Source organism: Limnospira sp., assembly GCF_051859755.1.
GTDB classification, from domain to species: domain Bacteria; phylum Cyanobacteriota; class Cyanobacteriia; order Cyanobacteriales; family Microcoleaceae; genus Limnospira; species Limnospira fusiformis.
This window is the reverse complement of record NZ_JBIMLI010000001.1, coordinates 4,362-27,597: the sequence shown is the minus strand read 5'-3', so window position 1 is coordinate 27,597 and position 23,236 is coordinate 4,362. Positions and strand designations below refer to the sequence as shown.

The following is a 23,236-nucleotide window of genomic DNA, read 5'->3' as shown; positions in this document are numbered from 1 at the left end:
AAATTGCTCAAACCGAATCAAACTACTCGTGATGTTCTTCGCCGTGTCCTTCCATGGCTTCCGCGATGTAGTTAGCGGCTAGAGTCGCAAAAATCAGGGCTTGAATTGAACCGAGAAATAGACCCAAAACCATCATCGGGATTGGCACAAATAGCGGCACCAACAGCACCAGAACACCGACTACCAACTCATCGGCCACGACGTTCCCAAATAAACGGAAACTGAGGGACAGAGGTTTAGTAAAGTCTTCCAGAATGTTGATCGGTAATAAGATGGGTGTCGGCTGAATATATTTCAGCAGATATCCCAAACCTCTACGGCTAAACCCTGCATAAAAGTAAGCCAGGGATGTTAGCAGTGCTAAGGCTACCGTGGTATTAATGTCATTAGTTGGGGCTGCCAATTCACTGTTAGGGATTTCAAATACCCTCCAGGGAACTAATGCACCAGACCAGTTAGACACAAGGATGAACAAGAATAATGTACCAACAAAAGGTACCCACGGACGATATTCTTTTTCCCCTATCTGATTTTTCACCAGATCGCGAATAAATTCTAGGGCATACTCCATAAAGTTCTGTATACCGCTGGGGATTGTCTGAATATTTCGCGTTGCCGAAATTGATAGTAGCAGGAGTACGCCAATCACGAACCAGGAGGTCATAAATACCTGTCCATGGATTCGCAGATTACCGATATTCCAGTAAAAGTGTTTGCCAACTTCCAATTCCGCAAAGGGAAGTGAACCAAAGGCGTTTACAACATCAAACATTTGCATTTAGGAGAGTTCCCCTATAGGTCAAGGAGTGGAGAATAATTACAACAGTATTTTTACGTCATGGGTTGGGCCTAACCAATAGGCGTAACGTATAGACTAGCAGGGCGGCTTTATAGGTGAGAAACCCCAGAAAAATCGGTAAGATTTTGAGTTGATTCAATTGAGTAGCCACAATTATCAGGGCTGCGAACACAGCTAAACGATTTTTGCTTGGGGATAATTTTTGTGTCCCAATTCGTTCCACGTCTTTCCCCAGCATTCTCAAGTAGACGACACTCAACAGGGCTCCCAAGAGGTAATTTAGGGCAATGGTCCAGGGATAGAACCAATAAACCACCAGGAAGATTACCACTGCCAGCACAATAGTAGTGAGCAACAACTCCCGTTGAAGCTGATAATACTCTCCCATAGAGGAGTCTGGCTCCTGAACGGGAGACCCCATCTCTACAGTATCCCCGGCATCAGACATAAGTTACAGCGATATGATCGGCACGTTTACCCACGGCGTGAACTCCACGAAGCTCTCTAGTGAAGCTTTGTAAGCCAACACAAATAATATCACGGAACGGAAACAATACTTAAAATAAAATTAATTGTTCCCTGAGTACAGAAATTTATAGAGATTGGCTAATTTTTTGTTGAAGTAGGGAAACTACTTGTTCTATGGGGACTTCGGAGGATTCATGGTCTGCTCGTTGCACTAACTCAACTTTACCGGATTTGATGGCTCTCCCTGTGACTATGCGATAGGGAATCCCCACTAGGTCAGCATCTTTGAATTTTACCCCGGCTCTTTCGTTGCGGTCATCTAGTAGGGTTTCGACTCCGGCTTGGTTAAGTTGGCTGTAGAGTTGTTGAGCGATCGCCATTTGTTGATTATCGCTGACATTAGGAACTGTAATGATGACGTGATAGGGAGCGATCGCCACTGGCCAGATTATACCGTCTTTGTCATATGACTGTTCTACCGCCGCCTGAGCCAAACGAGACACTCCCACCCCATAGCATCCCATAACCAGGGGTAAATCCTCACCTGTTTCGCTGGTATAGGTAGCTCCCATAGCTTGAGAGTATTTTGTACCGAGTTGGAAGATATGACCTATTTCTATTCCCCTGGCGCTTTCCAAGGTTTGGCTTGGGTCATGGATACTGCGATCGCCTTTTTTAGCCTTCCGCAAATCAGCGACCAAATCGGGGAGTTTAAATTCCTGTCCCCAATTAGCACCAACGACGTGATAACCGGACTGATTAGAACCTGTGACCAAGTTCTGCAACTCAACTGCTGTGTGATCAACCAATCGCAGGAATTTCGGGGCTATTTGCTTATTATCGCTGATAATGTAGTCATCTTCGAGTGAGGGGGCGATATATCCCAAGGGCAAAGGTTTACTCGCCCATTTTGCTTGTGTCTCTGGGTCGGGAACTGTGAGGGATAATAAGGCTTTCCCCCCATAGCGACTAGCAGCATTAGTGAGTTGATTGTGCAACTTCACCTCATTGACATCTTGATCACCGCGAATACTAACCAGGACTAAAACGGTGATTCCGTTATCATAGACTGCCTGATATAGCACATTTTTGACAACTTGGGTGGGGGAACATTTGAGAAACTCACAGAGGGTGGCGATCGTAGGGGTATTAGGGGTTTCGAGTTTTTGGTAGGTAGTAAAACCGGAGGCTACCGCATCAGGGGGTAAAGATACAGCCTTTTCGACATTAGCCGCATATTTTCCGTCAGGGGTGTATAGTACCTCATCTTCCCCAGCATCAGCTAAAACCATAAACTCCTGGGAACCAGACCCACCAATAGCGCCAGAATCAGCTTCTACTGCACAGAAATCTAACCCACAGCGTCGCAAGATATTACGATAGGCGCGATCCATATCTTGATAGGTTTGTTTCAGGCTATCTTCGCTGGTGTGGAATGAGTAGCCATCTTTCATAATAAATTCACGGCCACGCATTAAGCCAAATCGCGGGCGGATCTCGTCTCTAAATTTAGTTTGGATCTGATATAAATGTAGGGGCAGTTGTTGGTACGAGCGGATCATGTCCCTGGCTACGGCGGTAATTACCTCTTCGTGGGTGGGTCCGAGAGCCAGAGAGCGATCGCGTCTATCTTTCAGGGAAAACATGATACCTTCTGCTTTCGTGTAGGTATCCCAGCGCCCTGACTCTTTCCATAGTTCGGAGGGTTGAACCTGGGGAAGTAGACATTCCTGCGCCCCGGTAGCGTTCATTTCTTCTCTCACAATTTGGGAGACTTTCTGTAGCACCCGCCACATTAGGGGTAAATAGGCGTAAACTCCGCTACCGATACGACGGATATAGCCAGCGCGGAGGAGGAGTTTATGGCTAGGGATTTCTGCCTCTGTCGGGTCTTCCCGCAGGGTGACAAAGAGCATTTGGGAAAGTCGCATCGGTTTGGTTTCCAGAGATATTACGCAACTTTCCATTATAGCAGATATATTTATCCCCTGTCAAGCATATTATGAGTAATTCCCCAGGGAGATTAGGTGGGGGTAGTGATTTTACCAGGTTACCAGATTTTCCCATCTTTCGATAGTTTTAGGTCCAATACCAGAAACACGGGTAACATCATCTAAACTGGTAAAAGGCTGCTGACTGCGTGCTTCTATAATTCGCTGCGCCAAACCGGGACCGATACCGGGAAGGCTTTCTAATTCCGGCTGAGATGCGGTATTGATGTTAATAATTTCTCCTGATGGATGAAAGGGTGTTTCAATGACACCGCCACAATTTTGTTTTTCCCGTTCAATTCTACTTAAAAGCCAACCAGGAACGCCCAAACTTGAATTTTGATATAAGCGCTCAAATTCCCGTTGAAAATGAGCGTTAACGGTGGGATTATTAACGACTAATAAGGTCTCATCATTGGAGTGATTAGCGGCTCGACTCCAGTTATGGGAACCGGTAATCACGATTTGATCATCAATGACGGCAAATTTATGATGAAGGCGATCGCCTTCAGCCAAATTCGGAACTCCGACGGTAGAAATAGGTTGTGACCAAGGGTTATTTCCGGGTTGATATCGACAATTATTAGGCAAAGCAATCCCCATCATATCCAGGGCTTCGCTATAGTAGCGGTAAGCAAACCCAACCTCAATTAATCCCCGGATTTCCACTCCCCTTTGATGAACTGTTTTTAAGGTATCGGACAATTCCTGAGCCGAGAACACAAATAAAGCAAAATTTATGTCATTTCTAGCTCGTTGTAAGGTTTGAGCAATCAAGCCATTAACGCTATTTTCCCAAGGTCTAGTAGCCGAAATAGGGGCAAACTGAACGGTAACAGTTCCTTGACCGACGGAGACTTGTTTAACTCCCCGATGTGGTTTATTAATCCCAAACAGACTATCATTTTCTCCTCCGGGTCCATCTCCCCACATAATTTCAAATTCCCGGGTAAAAATAGCGGCTAACTCCCGGCTATTGATAGACAGCAAATTATTAGGATTACCCCGGCTTTCGGCGGAGTAAAAATCTCCGTGAATATCACTGGTAGTAAAATTCGCAGAGGTGACAATAACTGTATTTTGGTCAACTATGACAAACTTATGGTGCATCAAACCGCTACCCTTCGACCCATCCTCGGTATCATCGATTAAGGGAACATTAGCATTAGCCAGCATAACCAGAGCATCTCTTTGGTTAATTTCTTCAGGTTCGAGGCGACCATTTTGGTTTAAATCCGCCAAGTGCATAAATTCTTGATAACGACCTTTTTCTCTATCGGAAAAGGCGGCAATTTCGGCGGGGGTAAAATCACTAAAGGGGCGACTATATTCATTTTCAATAATGACGCGCACCCGGACTCCTTTTTGATGTTGATTAACTAAGGCTTGAGCGATTTTGGGTAAACGTAATTCCTGAATGGCGACATCTACACTTTGGGAAGCACTGTTAATAGCATCGACTATAATTTGTTCAAGGTTATCACCGAGTCTAGTTTTGGGGCGATAGGGTTCGGTATAGACGGAAGCCTGGGAATGATTAAAATAAACCCGAATCTGTGGATCTTGAGGTAAGGGGTCAACTAAGGGTTGAACAGAAGCATTATGATTAGACCTGATGCTATGGGAATTGCAAGCACAGGAGTTGAGTATAAATACCAGACTAGCGCCCAGCCCAAATAAGCGGGTGACAGGAAGCAAACGCACCATTGATAGTTAATTGTATAGGTAATTGAGAGTTACCGAATTTTTTAGCACTTTTGTTGTGGTTGTTGGGGGAAAATTAAATTAGCTTAACAACTTGAGACTCGGAAAGTCGCTCTGGTACAATAGTCCAGGGGCTAGGGTTAGTTGCAACCCTCATACTATGCTATGCCAAAGAGAAAAAAGACCTTTCCTTGTGGCCATAAAGGTTATGGCCGTGTTTGTCATCGCTGTGAACAAGTCCAAATAGCGGAGGAACAAGAATATCGGGAGTTAGAAGACAGAAAGAACAAGAAACTGGAGTGGGAGGCTTCATTTGCTCAGGATCTTATTGATTTAAGGGGATTACCGGACTATGTTGTAATTAAGGCGAGGGTTATTATTGATGGACTGACCAGCAATAAAAATTATCGGGAGTTTGGTGGGAAGCGGTTGCGCCATAATCGTTTTGTGATCAGTATTCCTGTAACTCGTAACTATCGGATGTTATGCCAGGATAGTGGCAGTTTTCTGATTCCTCAAAAGGTCCTATCCCATGAGGACTATAACGTTTGTAAGCCGGGTAAATTATGACTGTGGCTTTAATGAAGGTTTTTGGTGTGCCTGAGTTCCCTAGTTTGATGATCACTTTGGGTGAGACTAATGCAAATTTACTTAGATTATAGTGCAACTACTCCGACTTGTGCAGAGGCGATCGCTGCTATGCAAGGGGTATTGACGGAAAGTTGGGGTAATCCTTCTAGCTTGCATGAATGGGGTCAGAGGTCGGCTACGGTTGTGGAAGTGGCTAGAACCCAGGTGGCACATTTAATTAATGCGCCGCCTGATGGGATAATTTTCACTTCTGGGGGAACAGAAGCGGATAATTTGGCGATATTTGGGGTGGTCGGTCAATATGATCAGCCTCAACATCTGATTATTTCTAGTGTGGAACATTCGGCGATCGCTGAACCGGTAGGACTATTGGAAAAACGGGGCTGGTCGGTGACTCGTTTACCTGTCGATCGCCAAGGTCGCATTCATCCCCTGGATTTAAAAACCGCTTTACAACCCAATACGGTTTTGGTATCGGTGATTTATGGTCAGAGTGAGGTGGGAACTTTACAGCCGATTGAAACTTTGGGGAAAATAGCCCGATCCCATGGGGTTTTGTTCCATACTGATGCAGTCCAGGTGGCGGGAAGATTGCCCATTGATGTGGAAAATTTGCCTGTGGATATGCTATCGCTATCTAGCCATAAAATTTATGGTCCCCAAGGTGTGGGGGCTTTGTATGTGCGTCCGGGGGTGGAGTTGATACCACTTATGGGCGGCGGCGGTCAGGAGTTTAAATTGCGATCGGGAACTCAGGCGGTCCCGGCTATTGCTGGGTTTGGGGTGGCTGCGGAATTGGCGGCGCAGGAACTTTTATGGGAAACTCCCCGATTGATTAAATTACGCGATCGCTTGTTTGATTTGCTGGCGGATATTCCCTATTTAGTCCCTACTGGCGATCGCTTACACCGACTACCCCACCATGTTAGTTTCTGTGTGGTTCCCCCGGCTGAGGTGACTGGAATTACTGGGAAAACTCTAGTCCGACATCTCAATTTGGCGGGAATTGGTATTAGCGCCGGTTCTGCTTGTCATAGTGGTAAACTTAGCCCTAGTCCGGTTTTGCTGGCTATGGGATATAGCGATCGTGAGGGCTTGGGGAGTATTCGTCTAACTTTGGGACGACAAACTACCGAGGCTGATATCGAGTGGACGGCGATCGCCCTTAAACAAATTTTAGATCGTCTGATTTCTAAACCTCTAGCGATCGCTTTTTAACTCACTCACTCACAGCGCTATCTGAATCAACCCGCCCCACCTATCATTAATTATTAATTATTAATTATTAATTATTAATTATTAATTATCGGGGTGGGTTCTGTCAATTCAATTCCCCAGGACTATCTGAATCAACCCGCCCCACCCATTCATTAATTATTAATTATTAATTATTAATTATTAATTATTAATTGTCGATTAAGGAAAATAGACGATCGCCTGTGCGTTTATTTTCCGCCGGAGTTCCTATGGTAATTCTTAAACCACCTCCTGTATGGCGAATTAAAGAACCCTGAGATTTCATAGCCTGTACTATTTGATTTAATCGCTGATCAGAATTATTAGACTTGAGACGACCATAGATAAAATTAGCATCACTCGGCCAAAATTTGAACAGAGGATGATTAGCCAACCGCGTCCAGAGGCGATCGCGTTCCCTAATAATTTCCGGGATGACCTGTTGTAATTCTTCCCGGTGAGTTAAGGCTAACAAAGCCGCTTCTTGGGAGAAACTAGGGAGGTTATAGGGAAGGCGCACCTTTTCTAAGATAGTAGTCAATTCCGGGGAAGTTATAGCATAGCCAACCCGCAAAGAAGCCAACCGAAAAGCCTTAGAAAAAGTCCTTAAAATCACCCAATTAGGATGTTGGGTAATTTCTCCGGCTACTGTGGTTTGACTAAACTCAAAATAAGCCTCATCAATGACTACTAAGATATGTTGGGGAAGACTCCGCAGCCAGTCTAATTCTGCCTCGGTTAAAGCATTAGCGGTGGGGGAGTTGGGATGCACCACAAACACTACTTTAATGGGGGGGTTTTGCTGGTCGAGAATAGCCTGTTTGGCGGCGATTAAATCTATTTCAAAATTCGCCTCCGACCGATTAACTGTGACTACCGGAACCCCTAAAGTTTGGGCGAGAATAGCATACATGGAGAATGTAGGGTTGGCTACTAAAATCGACCCAGAACCATTTAAGCAGGTGGCAATTAACAGAGAACGGATCAACTCATCAGAACCGTTCCCTACAGACACATAATCAGCGGTTATCGGGGTGGAAACCTCGGAAATGGCAGAATTAACATAATTAGCGATCGCCTTTTTAACAGGCTCGTGGCTGCCGTCTGGATAACGATTGGTTTCAATATCCCGTTGATAGATACTCGCCAATTTCTGTTTCAACTCCCCTGGTAGGTCATAGGGGGACTCGTTAGTATCCAGGCGGTCCATAATTAGATCAGACTTAACCGCACTACCAGAGTCTCCACCTGGGTGGGGGGTGTAGGCTTCAAATTGATTCAGATCTTCGCGAATAAATGGCAACATATATTATAGACTGATTTGAGAAACTATTACTCAACCCAAGCAACTAGAGGTTTAAATCAATGGCTGGAAAACAGATTTTGATGCTGGTGGGTGACTTTGTAGAGGACTATGAAGTTATGGTTCCTTTCCAAGCCTTACAAATGTTAGGACATACTGTTCATGCTGTTTGTCCGGGGAAAAAATCCGGGGAAAAAGTCCGAACTGCTGTCCATGATTTTGAAGGCGATCAAACTTACACGGAAAAGCCCGGTCATAATTTTACCCTGAATGCGACATTTGAGGATATACAACCAGAAAATTATCACGCTTTGGTAATTCCTGGGGGCAGAGCGCCGGAATATATTCGCCTCAACCCCAATGTCATTCAAGCGGTCAAGCATTTCGCGGAAACGAATAAACCTATTGCGGCTATTTGCCATGGCGCTCAACTTTTGGCGGCGGCAAATGTTCTCCAGGGTAAACGCTGTTCAGCTTATCCGGCTTGTTCGCCTGATGTTGTTCTGGCTGGCGGACAATATGCTGATATTGCGGTTGATGATGCGATCGCTGATGGTAATTTAGTTACAGCACCAGCATGGCCGGCTCACCCCCGTTGGTTGGCTGAGTTTGTGAAACTACTGGGAACCCAAATTATCCATTCTTAGATATCTTTCCCCCTGGCAATAGGCATTCGCCAACCTGTCCCAAAAGCGCGATCGCTAATTTTCAACCCAGGGGGTGCTTGGCGGCGTTTAAATTCTGCGCCCATAACCAATTTTACCATACGTTCCACCGTTTGGCAATCATGTCCGGCTGCAATAATTGTGGCAACAGATTCATGTTTTTCGATGAGCCGATAGAGAATATCATCTAAGATATGATAGGGGGGGAGAGAATCACTATCAAATTGACCGGGTTTTAATTCGGCACTGGCGGGTTTAATCAGGACATTATTAGGGATAATTTCTCGACCTCTGCTTTCATTTAACCATTTGCAAATTGAGTAAACACGGGTTTTCGGCACATCCGCAATTACCGCTAAACCACCATTCATGTCACCATAAAGGGTACAGTATCCGACGGCGATTTCTGACTTGTTACCTGTGGAGAGTAACAGATGACCGAATTTGTTAGAAATTGCCATTAATAAAGTCCCCCTAATTCGGGATTGCATATTTTCTTCAGCAATACCAAATTGAGTCCCGGCGAACAAGTCATATAGGGTGGTATCAAAGGCATTCATAACCGACTCAATTGGCAGTGTTTTGGTGGAAATTCCCAGGTTGTTAGCTAAATCAAAAGCATCCTCAAGGGAATGTTCGGAACTGTAGGGAGATGGCATCAAAACCCCTAAAACTTGCTGACTGCCTAGGGCTTCGGTAGCAATAGCAGCGACCAAGGAAGAATCAATCCCTCCACTTAACCCAATTACCACCTTAGAAAAGCCACATTTTCGGGTATAGTCTCTCACGCCCAAAACCAAAGCCCGCCATATTTCCTCATCTTCATCGAGCAATTGTGTATCGTCACTATTGACGGATTCACCGACAAAGGTAGAACTGTTTGAATCCCATTCAATTATTTGAAAATCGGTCTGAAAAGGGGCTAAACTTTTAACTACTTCACCCCCACCATTAATCACTAGGCTAGAGCCATCAAAAATGAGGTCATCATTAGCGCCGACTTGATTGGTATAAATAATGGGGATTGCGTAGCGGCGGGCGCTGTGAGTTAGCATGGCTTTTCGTAATTGTTGTTTCCCGGCGCGATAGGGGGAACCGGACAAATTTACTACCCAATCAACATGGCGATCGCTTAAATCTTTCATGGGGTCACAGGGATAGTTACGGTGTCCCCAAAAGTCCTCATCATTCCACAGGTCTTCGCAAATAGTCACCCCAATTTTTACTATCTCCTCGGAGCGAGGTTTTTTGAAGATTAAAACATCACTAGCTGGGGCGGGTTCAAAATAGCGATGTTCATCAAATACATCATAGGTGGGGAGTAGACGTTTATGGAACACCTGTTTAATCTCACCACCCATTAATAATGCTGCTGTATTAAATAGGGGTTTTCCTCCCAATTCGCTGGCGCGAGGATTGGGGAAAACTGTACCTACTAAAACGGCTAATTCTACGGGTAGTTGTTGGGCGAGTTTTTCGAGTTGTTGTTGGGCGGCATTAATAAAACTGGGGCGGATTAATAAGTCTCGCGGGGGATAGCCAATTAGGGCTAATTCCGGGGTGATGAGTAAACTAGCATCCTCGTTAATAGCGGACTGGGCGGCTTCCAAAATTAGTTGAGCATTACCTGTTAAATCACCGACTGTGGGGTTAATTTGAGCGATCGCAATTTTCATAATTTCACGGCTACCATTTAGGATTGTTGATAAATATTACCATACAGATAGAACTTGCCCATTTATCTAATTTGGACATCTGGTGGTTAGGGAATCTTAAATAACTCAACTCATGGTTATGTTTCCTGAGCGAAAATATGCGTTTTCAATGTTAGTATCCAGGGGAGGGTTCACTAAGGAGGGCAAAATCGGGTTTTGGTCAATATTTCTGCTGAGTTTAAGTCAATTTCTCAGTGTTGACTATTGCCAATCGCCATGGTATCATAAATATGGGAAATTTGGGGTAAACTATCACGGAGGGACGACAATCGCGATCGCTCATGAACGGACAAAAACCTACTTAGAATCATGACAGTAGCAATGGCTGTAGCGCGAGATATCCTCAAATTAACCATTGGTGGGGGGTGCGTCCTGGGTAGCTTGGCGTTCCCCTCCCTAGTCGCGACAGAAGGGATGGTCTGGGGAAACATCTTAGCCACGGCGTTAGGGAATGTGGCGGCGGGGAATACGGCTAATGCGATCGATGCTTTAATCGATGCACGAGAGGGGGGAGTTTCCCTAGAAAATCAGGATTTAACCAAAGCAGTCGGAAAAGCCATAGCTGCCGTTATCACCCTCGCAGCCAAACAACAGGGCGGCAAAACCCGCCAATATCTGGAAAAAATTGCTGCCCAAGCCAAGGATAACTGGGTTGCGATCGCCCAACAGGAACTCACCAAACAACGTTACCCCGACCTGCGAGAAGCCCAACTCGACCAATTCCTTACCCCCCAAGAATACCAACTCACCCAACAAGGCAACCTCACCGCTACCGAATGGGGTGATATTTTTATCCGCCTCAACATGGCAGCTTGTAAAGGGGGTGGCTTTCCCATTCCCGCCGAGGTACGTCAACAAGTCGCCGAATTACTCCACACCACTTTCCCCAAAGCCTTGCGGGAAACCCTGAAAGAAGACTTTGCCAAGGATGGGAAAGCCTTTGCGGGGTTAACCTTGCAGTTACTCACGGGAATGCAGGCACAACTGAGGCAACTGCAAGCGAATCAAGGGGGGGTGAATGTTGAGGAGTTCAGCCAAATCCTGCAACAGTTTCAGGAATTGGAAACCCAGTTACGGGGAAGTGTTAGCCAGCAGCAGGCGTTTTTTCGGGAGATTTCCCGTGGTATTGAGTCCGGTTTTGCGGAAGTCTGTCAACGGTTGGGGGTAATGGAAACCACCATCAGCGACTTGTTACAAACCCTAGAGGAACGCCTAGAGGAGTTGCGCCAAGAAGTGACGGAATTTCGTCAAGAGGTGCGGCAGGGGTTGGAGGCGCTGCACAATCAACCGGGGGGGCGATCGTTATCTAAACAGGAGTATCGCGATCGTCAAAATATCTTGACTCAGATGCGAACCGAGGTAGAAAGCCGTTTAACCCAGTCTATCCACCGGGCGGCGATCGTGAATTTGGGCAAAGAACAGCAACCCCAGCAGGTGCAACGTCCTTGGGATATGTCGGTGAAAGTGGGGGAACAGCGCAGCGTTAAGTTACCCCCCCAGACGACGATTCTGGATGTGTTTGATAATCCCACCATTTCCGGCAAGTTCCTGATTTTGGGCAAACCGGGGGGCGGCAAAACCACGACGTTATTAGAGTTAGCGGAAGCCTTGCTTGATCGGGCAGAAGGGGATAGCAATGCCCCCATTCCGGTGATTTTGGAGCTTTCGACTTGGCAGGAGGTGACAAAACCGGAAAAATATGACCCTTCGATTAAGGAGTGGGTTCTGTCTCAGCTTATCAGTAAGGGGGTGAGTCAGGACATCGGCGAACAGTGGCTTCGGGAGAAGGAGTTAGTGCTGTTGTTGGATGGGTTAGATGAATTGCAAGCGGAACGTCAGGGGAAGTGTGTCCGAGCAATTAATCAGTTTTTAGGCAGTGAGTTTTCGCCGTTGCATTTGGTGGTGTGCAGTCGCAAGGAGGAATATGAAGTCTATGAGGAGATATTGCAGTTAAATGGGGCGATTTGTTTGGAGGATTTGACGAATGAGCAAATTCGGAATTATTTTGCTTCGGTCAATCTAGGGGAATTTTGGGAGAGGATTAAGGGTTTTGAGAAGATTATCGATTTTATTCGTCAGCCGTTGTTTTTGGCGGTTACGAGTATTGCTTATCAGCAAATTGATGTTGAGGAGTGGCGGGATTGTAATACGGAAGAGAGAGCGATCGATTATTTGCTGGGTGTTTATCGAGTGACCATGATTAATAAAACACAGCTAAGTCATTTTTACAAACCACAAAAACATCCTAAATCCACTGTATTCCAAAACAGATTAGTCAGGATATCTTGTTATTTGAATTGTCAATATTTTGACACAAAACAAATAAGTATTCACTCTTTACAACCATCATTTTTAAAACCCAAACATCATAACATTTATACTATTTTAAACTTTGCGATTTTGATGGGAACTGGGTTAATGGTTTTGGGCATATCTATGCAACCAAGTTTCAATTCATCAAATCATATAATAATCAGTGACTATTTAACGGTGATATTTGCATTTTTAGGTTTTTTATACGCTTTTTATGTCACCACGGGGTTTTTAGGAAATTCATTCAACTCTGTATCTGAATTATCAGAACATTTGTCTAAGAGCAGCAATACTAACAAATTACTTCATAGATGTTTACCTGTTTTTTTGATATTAATTTTGGCAGCATTATTTTTGACGTTTTCGTTATATGTGTCGTTTTTATACTTTAGTCAAAGGGTAGATACTATTTATGATAGTTGGCTATATCCAAATAACCCTTTCATAAGATTATTTGTATTGAGTTTTGGGATTTCTATAGTTTTGACTGGGTTGAAAGGTTCATCAATTGAAATCAATCAAAAACTCAATCTAAATAAGGATAATTTTATTCCTATTTTAGCTATTTCTTCATTTGGAACTTGTATTTTTTTGATATCTTTTTGGCATAGTCTAGCTATTTGGATAAGCAATCAACTTATGAATTCCCCTGAAATCCCCCATGATTCTCAATATGGAATACATCTCTTAGGGTTTATGTTATCAATATTTTACTGCTTAACCATTGTCTTTTTCTGTAAGATTAGCTATAGCCAAACAACAAAATCAAAAAGTAAATTAATACTAGATATGATTTTTACTTCAGGATTTTTATTCATTATTGGAGGAATTGCAGGATTCATTCCAAGTCTAAGTTTTGGGATGGACATAGCGTTAAACAATGGCTTAACCCTAGCATTTATATTTAGCTTGTTATCAGGATTTTCTTGCATTCAATACTTTTCACTCCGCCTCATCTTGTGGCTAACAGGTCAAATGCCCTGGAATATCACCCGTTTCCTGGACTACTGTACAGAACGCCTCATCCTGCAACGAGTCGGCGATCGCTACCGCTTTATCCATCGCCTCGTGCAAGAACACTTCGCCAACCTAGAAATCCAGAAAGAGTAAAACCTTGGGAGTAAAACGCACTTGAAATTTGACATTTTAGGAGAGATTGATGACATTGAAACTATTGCTTTTAATCGCTCAATTCGAGAACTCGAACGACTGGAAAAAGCCTATGGTTCTGGACGGTGGCGTAAACTGAAAGGCATCGCCACCATTCAACTCGAAGATGGCACAATCTGTCAAGCCGAAATTCATTGGTATGAAGCCCACGGCATTGGGCGCAAAGAATTCAAGATTAAATATCTACTGGAGTAAAAGCCATGAACTTTGTTGTTTGCATCAAAAATACAGACTATGCCGCTTCCCTAGAAGTTCGCAAGATTTATCAAGTCTTACCCGACTCAAAAGCCGATCGCCATCAAATGATTCGGGTTATTGATGAATCAGGGGAAGATTATCTCTATCCTAACTCCTATTTTATGCCTATTGAACTCTCTGCCCCGCTCCAACAAGTGTTAAAAATGTCTTAGGCTGCGTGAAATCAAAGAAACCCGGTTTCTGGAAAATTGGCTATAATAGTCCTAGCCCCCTTAGCCCCTCCTCAACTTAAATCGGTTTAAGGATGAGTCGGCATCAATCAGGTACAATTAGACATCAATCACCAATCCGAAAGACTCATGCTGAACATACAACTAGACCCCGAAACCGAAGCCCGTTTAGTGGAAATTTTAGCCAAGGAAAAAACGACCAGCGATGAATTGATTAAACGTTTGGTTAAAGAACGCTGGTTGAGTTTACAACCCCGCCAAACTATTGTCGAAAGATTGGGCGGACATCCTGAACATCTGTTAGAAGATGCGCCGCCTGATTTGTCGGAAAGGGCTAATCGCAAAAAGGCGATCGCTCATTATTTGCAAAAGAAATATCCTCAAGATGATTTGCCATGACCTACTATCCTGTAATTATTGGATATAAACCGCTGAAATTAGCAGTAAACATTGAAGGATAAAATCATGCCCATTATTAAAATTTCTAAGCAGTATTTAATTGACCAAAATGAGGAATTTATTACCGTAGATGTGCCTGCTTCAGTGGTAGCCCTCTGGCAACGGGATTATGCCAAGGTTGCCCAAGCCAAGGGATTGCTAAAAGATAAGCGAGACAAAATGCGGGCTCATCTCGACACAATGCGTCAGGAGTGGGAGCGGTGAAATATCTCTACGACACCAACATATTTATTGACTACTTGGCTGACGAAGCAGCAATCTTGCCATTTTTCTCAGAATCATTTATCAGACAAAATGAGGTGATTATTTCCTGCATTGTGCGAATTGAGTTGCTGAGTTTCCCAGAATTATCCAATGAGGAAGAAGCGGTCATTACTGATTTGTTGATGCAGTTTGAACAAGTCCCCCTACTGCCCCAAATTGAAGATCGCACCATTCAATTACGGCGACATAACCGCCTCAAACTTCCCGATGCCCTGATTGCGGCAACTGCATTGCACTGCTCTGCTTGTGTGATGACTAGAAATGTGGATGACTTCAAGCGCGTACCTGAGTTAACATTATGTAATCCCTTTGAAGGGGTGAAGGAGGGTAATGATACAGATTAACCATTCCCCACCCAAGCTGCCAAATCATTTGTAACGGCTAATGGGCGAAGAAAAAATTTTGTTTAACGGCAGTTTACTAATACTTAGCTTATGAAAATTACAGCAATTATTCATCCAGCAGAAGAAGGTGGCTATTGGGCAGAAGTTCCGGCACTTCCGGGTTGTATTACCGAGGGAGATACTATAGAAGAGGTTCGGCAAAATTTACAAGATGCTGTTCAGGGGTGGCTCACTGTTGCGAATAATAGCCTAAACAAAATAGAGCCAACATAGTCATCGGCTCAAATATCTTGTAAAATTTCTGGCGTTAAGCCTCGTTGTTGTGCTTTGTCTGAAATTTCTGCCATCACCTCAGTTAAACGCTTGTCATATAAATTTCGTCGTAAAAATAACTGAACAATATGACTTAACTGTTTCTGGATTTCCGGGTTAGCCTGTTCAAATGCCGCCTTAATCTCTTCATCAACCTGAAGAATAATACTAGCCATAGTTTTCTTGTCAATTAGCAATTTAGGGTTTGACACAATTATAGCACCATATCACCCCCCGTTTAACCATCCCATCCCCCCGGTGGTTGTCCCCCAACCCCTCGCGCTCGTGGTGACTGCCGCAATACCTAGAAAGGGACCCAGATTTTTTCTCCATATCGCGATCGCCCCTTGACAATACTTGGCTATAATAGTATCAACCCTTGCCCTGTCCTCAAGATGACATTCACCACCGATACTCCTGTAACTTGGCAATACCTAGAGATTGATGCTCAAAATCAGGCAACCATTGCCCAGAGTCGCGTTTCAGTTGCCCAACTAATTCAAGAAAAACACGCCCACGGCTGGAGTCCAGAAGAACTGCACTTTCAACACCCAGAAATTTCCCTGGCTGCCATTTATTCTGCCCTCAGTTATTACTACACCTATCAACCCCAAATTGATGCTCAAATTGCCCAACAACAGGAAGAAATCCAGAACCTGCAAGCTGATTTAATTACAATAGGAGTCGGTCATCATACTGCCGATTTTAAACAAAGGCTTCAGCAAAAGAGGAAAAGCTATGAACTTTGAGTATCTGAGAAATCGTGTTTCTGCAATAGTTTCAGGGACTAACCAGAGTTTTGATACAAACCCGGTTTATGATTCCCCACCTTCAAAATAAACCCGGTTGAGCCAATAGCGAGTATAATAAAAACATCACCTGAAAGCTGACTCCAAAACCGATGTCTAATTACCAAGAAATTCTGCATCAAGCTCAAACTCTAACCTCAGATGAGCAAAAACTTCTGTTAAAAGAACTAGCTACCCTAGTTTCTCAGGGTGAACCCTCTGAAGAGGCGCAAAACACTACCGAATCACCCCGACTCAACTTGAATCGATGGCGTGGTTTTCTACCCAAGCGCGTTGATGCTCTGAAATTTCAATTAAAAATTCGACAAGAATGGGATGCCGACTAAATACCTTCTTGATACTAATATCCTGATTTATTATTTTAATAATCAGCCCGAAGTTCAGGATGTATTTGAGGAAATTGACAGCCGACAAGCAGAGGGATTTTACTGTCCAATTACTTGGGTTGAATTGCTTTGTTACCCTGGTCTAACCGAAAAACAAGCCCATCAAATGCGAGAAATTTTAAGGCTAATTAACTGCGTATCATTGACCGATTGTCCAATCAGCGGCAAGCCAACGCCAAGCAGCCGACCATTGGCAACCTGAAGGAGTCGGCACCGCCTCTGGTGACAATTCGGGAGAATTGGCGAGGATTAGGTTTTCAGGTTTGAGTTAGTGTTCGTCTTTTTCAACTAGGAGATAGCTATGATTGCAGCCAAAGAAAAAGGGCGCTACTTTACGCCGGAGGAGTATTTTGCTTGGGAGGAGCAACAACTCGAAAAGCATGAGTTAATCGATGGTCGCGTGTATGCGATGACGGGTGGCACGCAAAATCATAGTGCGATCAAAATTAATATCGTCAGCCTCATCAAAGCGCACTTGCGGGGAAGTCGATGTCGAGTTTTTAATTCGGATCTAAAGGTCAATATTCTTGATACCTCTAACTATACTTATCCTGATTTGAGTGTGACTTGTGACGATCGCGATCGTGAGCATACACAATACATTACCTATCCCTGTCTAATTGTCGAGGTTTTATCCCCCAGCACTGAGGCTTATGACCGGGGCAAGAAGTTTGAAATGTACCGCCAAAATCCGAATTTGGTGGATTATGTGTTAGCTAGTTCCGAGGAGATGGCGATCGATATGTATCACAAAAACGAGGCGGGGGATTGGTTAATTCTGAGCTATCGACCCGGCGATGTTGTGGAGCTAAAAAGTATTGGATTCAGTGTGGCGATAGAGGAATTTTACGAAGAGGTTGTCTTCGAGTAGGGCAATTATTCACTGTTGTTATGAGCTAAGAAATAGTGATGATCGCAGCCAAAGAAAAAGGGCGCTACTTTACGCCGGAGGAGTATTTTATTTGGGAGGAGCAACAACTCGAAAAGCATGAGTTAATCGATGGTCGCGTGTATGGGATGACGGGTGGTACCAGAAATCATAGTGATGTGGCTGGTAACTTTTTAGCGATTATCAAGCCTCATCTCCGAGGCAGTGGTTGTAAAACCTACAATTCTGATTGTCGCGTAAATGTTCTCAACACTGACAACTATATCTATCCAGATCTGAGTGTTACCTGCGATCAGAGAGACAATTCTAGCGCCCAATACATTACCTATCCCTGTCTAATTGTCGAGGTTTTATCCCCCAGCACTGAGGCTTATGACCGGGGCAAGAAGTTTGAAATGTACCGCCAAAATCCGAATTTGGTGGATTATGTATTAGCTAGTTCCGAGGAGATGGCGATCGATATGTATCACAAAAACGAGGCGGGGGATTGGTTAATTCTGAGCTATCGACCGGGCGATGTTGTGGAGCTAAAAAGTATTGGATTAAGTGTGGCGATAGAGGAGTTTTACGAAGAGGTTGTGTTTGAGCCATCGTCTAATGCGGTTTAGTGTACAAGATGGATGACTCCAGTGCGATCGCCCATATCTCCACCCGCCACCCCCACCAAAGCAGCCTCAAACCGTGTAACTTCCTGGGTGTTAGAATAATCCCTAATGTTCCAGGCATCAACATGAAGTTCGAGCGCGACACCATCGTAAAATTAACCATCGGTAGCGGGTGCGTCCTGGGTAGCTTGGCGTTCCCCCCCCTAGCCGCCGCAGAAGGGATGGTCTGGGGAAACATCTTAGCCACCGCGTTAGGGAATGTGGCGGCGGGGAATACGGCTAATGCTGTTGATGCTTTAATCGATGCACGAGAGGGGAGAGTTTCCCTAGAAAATCAGGATTTAACCAAAGCAGTCGGGAAAGCGATTCTCTACGAGACGCTACGCGAACGCCGCCGTTATCACCCTCGCAGCCAAACAACAGGGCGGCAAAACCCGCGAATATCTCGAAAAAATCGCCGCCCAAGCCAAGGATAACTGGGTTGCGATCGCCCAACAGGAACTAGCCAAACAACGTTACCCTGAACGACGAGAAGCCAAACTCGACCAATTCCTCACCCCCCAAGAATACCAACTCACCCAACAAGGCAACCTCACCGCTACAGAATGGGGTGATATTTTTATCCGCCTCAATATGGCAGCCTGTAAAAGGAGAAACCTCACCCAGCAGCAGGCATTTTTTACCGAGATTTCCGGCACAATTGAGTCGGGTTTTGCCGAAGTCTGTCAACGGTTCGGGGTGATGGAAACCCAGATAACTCAGTTGTTGCAAGGACTGGAAAGAACCCTCGAAAGTTTGGTGGAGGAAATTCGATCGCATTTTGATGCCGCTAACCCCCATCTTTCCTTAGCAGAATGGCGAGCGATTGCGGAGTTAATGCTGCCTAACCGACAGGTATTCTTAACGGCTAATCCGGCATTTAAGCGGGTGGATGTTTATGTGCCGTTGGCATTGGTGGAGCTATACCCAACTAAGGAACGGAAACCGGGGCTAAGTCTGGAAAACCGAGAACAGTGGGAACGGGAAGAAGAGAGAATGACTCCTATTAGTGAGGATGAGTTTTTTAATCGGGTTTTGCGGCAGGGAAAAACTCCCCAAAGTCAGGGGCGACGGATTGCCGTTATTGGTGAACCGGGGTCAGGAAAAACGACACGGTTACAGGCGATCGCCAATGGGATATTCGGGCTTGGGTTTACTTGGCACAATTTACCCAACCGACCCTAGTAGATTATCTGGAAAACTGGCTGAAGTCGGCGGGAGTTGAAGGAGCGATCGCGGAGCGTGGCGGTAGCCGTATCGCCTTTTGTCGGGTGAATGTGTGGGAACCGGATAAAAATGCCTTTTCCGGGTTTGATGTATATCGGAATTTACCCTTTCAGTCGGAGCAGATGGAAACCTTGATCCGGGGATTGTTTGCCCAGAGTGATTAAAAACAGTAACTCCTGGTAGTAAAGGCTTGTAGCTTTTTGAGGCTAAGGTGCATATCCCCTTGATTCTGTATAACATCCACCTTTAAAAAAGGCTGAACCCCTTGCCATTTAAGGAATTGGGCGAGTAATGAAGTTTTGTGTATGCTAGATCTAGAAATTTTTGACACCTCGATATTTATGTGCTAAAATCCCAGCACAGCTTAGTTATGGAGGGTTCAGCTTCCTAAAGTCTTAGGTATGTTAGGCTGCTAATCGCCGCCTAATTAATAATGGTTATGTCGCCAGCCCTCGGTGGAGTCGTGGCTAAATGCTGTCGGTTTTGCAGCCAGGTTAAGTTAGACCAGTTGGCAGAGAGTTACACAAGATCTTGAGCAAGGATGAATTAACCCAAATGCCTAAAGATATGGTGATCATACAAACTATATTTCTCTAGTTAAGTCAATTGATTCTAATAACCCATCATGAGTACAGATTTTCTACAACCAAATCTTGAGGACTTGCAACAAGACGTAATAAGTCTACTTAAGAAAATCGAAGAGTTAATGTATCGTGCCAGTAATCTGTTGATTTCTGACCCTTCAGGTAAGAAGTATGCCGGGTTTCAAAAAGAAGTTGTAGATGCCAAAAAGAATGTAGAAGATCTTGAGTTAGTCATGGCGATCGTTGCTCCTATGAAGGCGGGGAAGTCTACGATTATCAACGCGATTGTTGGACAAGATATATTACCTAGTCGGGCATCAGCCATGACTACGTTACCCACGGAAATTATTCTTCGTTCTGATCAAGCACAGCCAGTTTTAGAGCTGAAGCCAAATACTATTTCATGTTTAAAGAGGACTCTTTCAACTCTACAGCAGAAAATTCAAACAAACGGTCTAAATCAGGCAGTTACCAAAATGGCAAAGTATCCCCATTTAACTTCACTGATTCCGAAAATTCAAGATGGCTTCTCGATTCAGTCTGAGATAGGGGGGTTAGAAGGCATCAAACAAACATTAACGGATTTGAATGACATCGTTCGCGTTTGTACAGTTCTTGAGCCGTTGATAGATCCATTAAATCAAGAATATTTTGACGTTCCCTGCATCTATACTCCTTTCTGGAAAGCCACAGATGCTGGTCAATCTAAATTCTTAGGAAATCTCGTTATTGTTGATACTCCCGGACCTAATGAAGCCGGAGAAAACCTGAGATTGTCTGCGGTTGTAGCAGAGCAATTACGCCGAAGTTCAATGGTTCTAATTGTCCTTGACTTTACACAGTTAAATAACAAAGCAGCAGAGGAAATTAAGCGCCAAGTTGAACCGGTTGTTCGATTGTTAGGGAAAGAGAATTTATATGTTCTTGTCAATAAGGTTGATCAAAGAACTGAAAAAGATCCGATGACATCTGAGAAGGTGAAGCAGTTTGTCATTGCTGATTTGGGATTGGGTGAATCAAGTGATGCAGGAAGGGTGTTTGAGGTAGCCGCCAGATGGGCTTTTTGTGCGGCGAGTTTCCTTTCGGAAATGCAACATCACCCTAATATTAAAAAAGAGGAGATGAAAACTGCAAGAGCTTTAGCAGAGCAAGTTTTTGGGATTGATTGGGAAGAGGAACTTGAAGATTGTTCATTGGAACAATTGCAAAAAAAGGCTCAGAGATTATGGAAGAAGTCCGGTTTTGAGCCCTTCTTGGAGAACGCCATCAATGTTCTCATGGAAAGTGCTGCTCCCAGATGTATCAAATCTGCACTTAATCTTAGCCGTCAACGTTTAGAAGAATTGAGAGATGACGTTATACTAAGAAGTAGTGCCATTGCTAAAGACGAAGAGAAACTCAGGTTAGAAGTGGCAGCGTTGGAGCAAGATCTTGAACATCTTGAACTGAGTCGTAAGCGACTTAAAGAAGTTGATAATATCAAGAATCATCTTCAAAAAAATCTTGAAGACTTACTTGGGAAATTAAAGGAAACAGCAGCCATAAGTCTTGAAGATTACTTTGCCAAAGAAGACTATGAGCAAGCTAATTTAATCCAAAGGCTAGACATAGAAGCAAGAAAAATTTTTACGACTCCGCTGGGTAGCTTTGAACTATTTCCTAAATGGATTTCCCAAAGACTGAAAAACGCCGTAGAATTGAAGAGTTCTGGAATCTTGGAATTTAAGAGTGATGATGAAGCAGAGGAATTTGCCAATGGAGCCGTTGCTTATGCCAAGCAACGAGCAGAGAGTCTTCTGGTCGCCGTTCGAGAGGAAACGATTCGCGAGGTTGAGAAAGCACGTTCAAAATTAATGAGTTTTTTGGAACAAGAAACAAACCCCATTATTGAAAGAGCACGTACCCGTCTTAATAAATCTTTTGATATCACCCTTTCTCTACCCCCTCCTGTTGTAGATACATCTGACCATATATCTGTTAATAGACCTCCCATTAGAAGCCAAACCAAAACCATAGGTCAGGGATATGAAGAAGTAACAGTTAACAAAAGAGTGTGGTGGCATTGGCTTTGGATAATACCAATCGATCTTACAGAAAAACGAAAGCGTCCTGACAAGAATGTAGATTATTATACGGTTTCACTAAATGAGTTGATTCCTGAAATCAATTATTCAATGGAAGCGAGTATTACTGCTCTTGAAGAAAGTTTGAATAAGTATCTTGATGATGATTTCCAACAGCGGGTTGATCAATTTTTTGCCTCTTTGGATGCCTATTTAAGTAACTACAGGGATAGCTTAAAGCAGGCTCAGGAAGATCAGCAACTTGCTGCTGAGGAGAAGAAAACGCTTATCAGTGGGTTGAACTCAATTGTCCCAGAGGCAACTGCACAAATAAAAAAGTGTAGAACTTATGCTGAGTCTGCCAATTCATTACTCCTAAGACAGTGAGGAGCAAACCATCTCGAGGAACTCAAAAAACTAGAGCGTTGAGTTCCTATAGTTAGCGATAAAGCACTGCTCAACTTAGTGAATGGAATTCCCATAAATGGTGACCTTGTACGATTCACAATGTGAAATTAAAAGTGAGTCTCACATATAAACAGTACCGATTGGGAACAAAGCGAATGGGAGTCGTAGCGATCGCATTTCGATGTTTTTTGGGTTAATCTTGACCCCACAATTGGCAGTGAAATTCAGAAAAAACGACCCTGTGTGATGATCTCACCGGATGAAATGAACCTTTATATTGCCACGGTGATTATTGCACCAATGACGACAAAAGGGAAAGCCTACCCGACGGGAATTTCCTGCCAGTTTCAGGGTACAGTTTGATCACACCTTGCCATTATTGATATTGTAGGAGTGATTTGTGAAAGCCCGTGACTTGCTCAAGCCAGGTGAAAAGGTAGTTGTTATTTTTACAGCCGAAGGTC

The 23,236-nt window shown here is 44.1% G+C and carries 27 protein-coding genes; 20 read left to right on the top strand and 7 right to left on the bottom strand.

Annotation, left to right across the window (positions count from 1 at the left end; all coding sequences use genetic code 11):
* Positions 1-22: 22 nt before the first annotated feature.
* From atpB to ACTIE0_RS00175, 4 genes are all read right to left on the bottom strand, one after another.
* A complete protein-coding gene (atpB, locus tag ACTIE0_RS00190; RefSeq protein WP_006618459.1) occupies positions 23-778 on the bottom strand; it encodes a F0F1 ATP synthase subunit A in 756 nt (251 codons plus the stop codon).
* A gap of 58 nt (positions 779-836) precedes the next feature.
* The gene (locus tag ACTIE0_RS00185; protein ID WP_006623171.1) at positions 837-1,247 is read right to left on the bottom strand and encodes an ATP synthase subunit I; all 411 of its coding nucleotides are present in this window, start codon (positions 1,245-1,247) and stop codon (positions 837-839) included.
* A 145-nt stretch (positions 1,248-1,392) separates the two neighbouring features.
* Positions 1,393-3,198 carry a proline--tRNA ligase gene (gene proS, locus ACTIE0_RS00180; RefSeq protein WP_006669600.1) on the bottom strand — a complete coding sequence of 602 codons (1,806 nt, stop codon included), beginning with the start codon at positions 3,196-3,198 and terminating at the stop codon, positions 1,393-1,395.
* Between the two features lie 111 nt (positions 3,199-3,309).
* Positions 3,310-4,965 (bottom strand): phospholipase D-like domain-containing protein, encoded by a 1,656-nt coding sequence (locus ACTIE0_RS00175; protein WP_006623173.1) that lies wholly within the window; start codon positions 4,963-4,965, stop codon positions 3,310-3,312.
* 162 nt (positions 4,966-5,127) lie between these two features.
* On the opposite strand from ACTIE0_RS00175, the gene ACTIE0_RS00170 reads away from it, so the two are divergent.
* Both ACTIE0_RS00170 and ACTIE0_RS00165 read left to right on the top strand, forming a co-directional pair.
* Positions 5,128-5,532, top strand: a complete 405-nt coding sequence (locus ACTIE0_RS00170) for a DUF7682 family zinc-binding protein (protein ID WP_006669601.1) — start codon at positions 5,128-5,130, stop codon at positions 5,530-5,532.
* Positions 5,533-5,601: 69 nt separating this feature from the next.
* The gene (locus ACTIE0_RS00165; protein ID WP_006669603.1) at positions 5,602-6,771 is read left to right on the top strand and encodes a cysteine desulfurase family protein; all 1,170 of its coding nucleotides are present in this window, start codon (positions 5,602-5,604) and stop codon (positions 6,769-6,771) included.
* A 187-nt stretch (positions 6,772-6,958) separates the two neighbouring features.
* On the opposite strand, the gene ACTIE0_RS00160 is transcribed toward ACTIE0_RS00165, so the two are convergent.
* Complete coding sequence (locus ACTIE0_RS00160) at positions 6,959-8,095, bottom strand: histidinol-phosphate transaminase (protein ID WP_006669604.1); 1,137 nt, start codon at positions 8,093-8,095, stop codon at positions 6,959-6,961.
* 59 nt (positions 8,096-8,154) lie between these two features.
* On the opposite strand from ACTIE0_RS00160, the gene ACTIE0_RS00155 reads away from it, so the two are divergent.
* Positions 8,155-8,739 (top strand): DJ-1/PfpI family protein, encoded by a 585-nt coding sequence (locus ACTIE0_RS00155; protein WP_006623177.1) that lies wholly within the window; start codon positions 8,155-8,157, stop codon positions 8,737-8,739.
* Here ACTIE0_RS00155 and ACTIE0_RS00150 read toward each other — a convergent pair.
* The gene (locus ACTIE0_RS00150; protein ID WP_006669605.1) at positions 8,736-10,433 is read right to left on the bottom strand and encodes an NAD+ synthase; all 1,698 of its coding nucleotides are present in this window, start codon (positions 10,431-10,433) and stop codon (positions 8,736-8,738) included. The two genes, ACTIE0_RS00155 and ACTIE0_RS00150, sit on opposite strands and share 4 nt — an antisense overlap.
* 348 nt (positions 10,434-10,781) lie before the next feature.
* On the opposite strand from ACTIE0_RS00150, the gene ACTIE0_RS00145 reads away from it, so the two are divergent.
* From ACTIE0_RS00145 to ACTIE0_RS00115, 7 genes are all read left to right on the top strand, one after another.
* Positions 10,782-13,895 (top strand): NACHT domain-containing protein, encoded by a 3,114-nt coding sequence (locus ACTIE0_RS00145; protein ID WP_006669606.1) that lies wholly within the window; start codon positions 10,782-10,784, stop codon positions 13,893-13,895.
* A gap of 21 nt (positions 13,896-13,916) precedes the next feature.
* Positions 13,917-14,150 (top strand): hypothetical protein, encoded by a 234-nt coding sequence (locus ACTIE0_RS00140; RefSeq protein WP_006623181.1) that lies wholly within the window; start codon positions 13,917-13,919, stop codon positions 14,148-14,150.
* 5 nt (positions 14,151-14,155) lie between these two features.
* A complete protein-coding gene (locus tag ACTIE0_RS00135) occupies positions 14,156-14,365 on the top strand; it encodes a hypothetical protein (RefSeq protein WP_006623182.1) in 210 nt (69 codons plus the stop codon).
* A 147-nt stretch (positions 14,366-14,512) separates the two neighbouring features.
* Positions 14,513-14,782, top strand: a complete 270-nt coding sequence (locus ACTIE0_RS00130; protein WP_006623183.1) for a hypothetical protein — start codon at positions 14,513-14,515, stop codon at positions 14,780-14,782.
* A 66-nt stretch (positions 14,783-14,848) separates the two neighbouring features.
* Complete coding sequence (locus ACTIE0_RS00125) at positions 14,849-15,046, top strand: hypothetical protein (protein WP_006623184.1); 198 nt, start codon at positions 14,849-14,851, stop codon at positions 15,044-15,046.
* Positions 15,043-15,450 carry a type II toxin-antitoxin system VapC family toxin gene (locus tag ACTIE0_RS00120; RefSeq protein ID WP_006617881.1) on the top strand — a complete coding sequence of 136 codons (408 nt, stop codon included), beginning with the start codon at positions 15,043-15,045 and terminating at the stop codon, positions 15,448-15,450. Before ACTIE0_RS00125 ends, ACTIE0_RS00120 begins: the two co-directional genes overlap by 4 nt.
* A 90-nt stretch (positions 15,451-15,540) precedes the next feature.
* Entirely contained in the window at positions 15,541-15,723 is a 183-nt protein-coding gene (locus ACTIE0_RS00115) for a type II toxin-antitoxin system HicB family antitoxin (protein WP_006623185.1), read from the top strand.
* Positions 15,724-15,731: 8 nt separating this feature from the next.
* Here the strand turns inward: ACTIE0_RS00115 and ACTIE0_RS00110 are convergent, their stop codons facing one another.
* On the bottom strand, positions 15,732-15,974 hold the full coding sequence (locus tag ACTIE0_RS00110; RefSeq protein ID WP_231296489.1) for a hypothetical protein: 243 nt from the start codon (positions 15,972-15,974) through the stop codon (positions 15,732-15,734).
* Between the two features lie 183 nt (positions 15,975-16,157).
* Here ACTIE0_RS00110 and ACTIE0_RS00105 point away from each other — a divergent pair, with 183 nt between their 5' ends.
* From ACTIE0_RS00105 to ACTIE0_RS00060, 10 genes are all read left to right on the top strand, one after another.
* Positions 16,158-16,511, top strand: coding sequence for a DUF433 domain-containing protein (locus tag ACTIE0_RS00105; protein ID WP_006623188.1), 354 nt, complete (start codon positions 16,158-16,160; stop codon positions 16,509-16,511).
* Between the two features lie 152 nt (positions 16,512-16,663).
* Positions 16,664-16,897 carry a hypothetical protein gene (locus ACTIE0_RS00100; RefSeq protein WP_006623190.1) on the top strand — a complete coding sequence of 78 codons (234 nt, stop codon included), beginning with the start codon at positions 16,664-16,666 and terminating at the stop codon, positions 16,895-16,897.
* Complete coding sequence (locus ACTIE0_RS00095) at positions 16,887-17,159, top strand: PIN domain-containing protein (protein WP_006623191.1); 273 nt, start codon at positions 16,887-16,889, stop codon at positions 17,157-17,159. Before ACTIE0_RS00100 ends, ACTIE0_RS00095 begins: the two co-directional genes overlap by 11 nt.
* A 99-nt stretch (positions 17,160-17,258) precedes the next feature.
* The gene (locus tag ACTIE0_RS00090; protein WP_006669607.1) at positions 17,259-17,828 is read left to right on the top strand and encodes a Uma2 family endonuclease; all 570 of its coding nucleotides are present in this window, start codon (positions 17,259-17,261) and stop codon (positions 17,826-17,828) included.
* A 38-nt stretch (positions 17,829-17,866) separates the two neighbouring features.
* The gene (locus ACTIE0_RS00085; RefSeq protein ID WP_006669608.1) at positions 17,867-18,454 is read left to right on the top strand and encodes a Uma2 family endonuclease; all 588 of its coding nucleotides are present in this window, start codon (positions 17,867-17,869) and stop codon (positions 18,452-18,454) included.
* Between the two features lie 8 nt (positions 18,455-18,462).
* Positions 18,463-18,927: a hypothetical protein gene (locus tag ACTIE0_RS00080; RefSeq protein ID WP_006623194.1), complete on the top strand. Its 465-nt coding sequence runs from the start codon at positions 18,463-18,465 to the stop codon at positions 18,925-18,927.
* A gap of 157 nt (positions 18,928-19,084) precedes the next feature.
* Positions 19,085-19,675 carry an ATP-binding protein gene (locus ACTIE0_RS00075; protein ID WP_006669610.1) on the top strand — a complete coding sequence of 197 codons (591 nt, stop codon included), beginning with the start codon at positions 19,085-19,087 and terminating at the stop codon, positions 19,673-19,675.
* On the top strand, positions 19,648-19,881 hold the full coding sequence (locus tag ACTIE0_RS00070; RefSeq protein ID WP_006669611.1) for a hypothetical protein: 234 nt from the start codon (positions 19,648-19,650) through the stop codon (positions 19,879-19,881). The genes ACTIE0_RS00075 and ACTIE0_RS00070 overlap by 28 nt, the downstream gene beginning before the upstream one ends.
* A gap of 461 nt (positions 19,882-20,342) precedes the next feature.
* Positions 20,343-22,751, top strand: coding sequence for a dynamin family protein (locus tag ACTIE0_RS00065; RefSeq protein WP_006623196.1), 2,409 nt, complete (start codon positions 20,343-20,345; stop codon positions 22,749-22,751).
* 231 nt (positions 22,752-22,982) lie between these two features.
* A complete protein-coding gene (locus tag ACTIE0_RS00060) occupies positions 22,983-23,135 on the top strand; it encodes a type II toxin-antitoxin system PemK/MazF family toxin (RefSeq protein ID WP_187695305.1) in 153 nt (50 codons plus the stop codon).
* Positions 23,136-23,236: the final 101 nt, after the last annotated feature.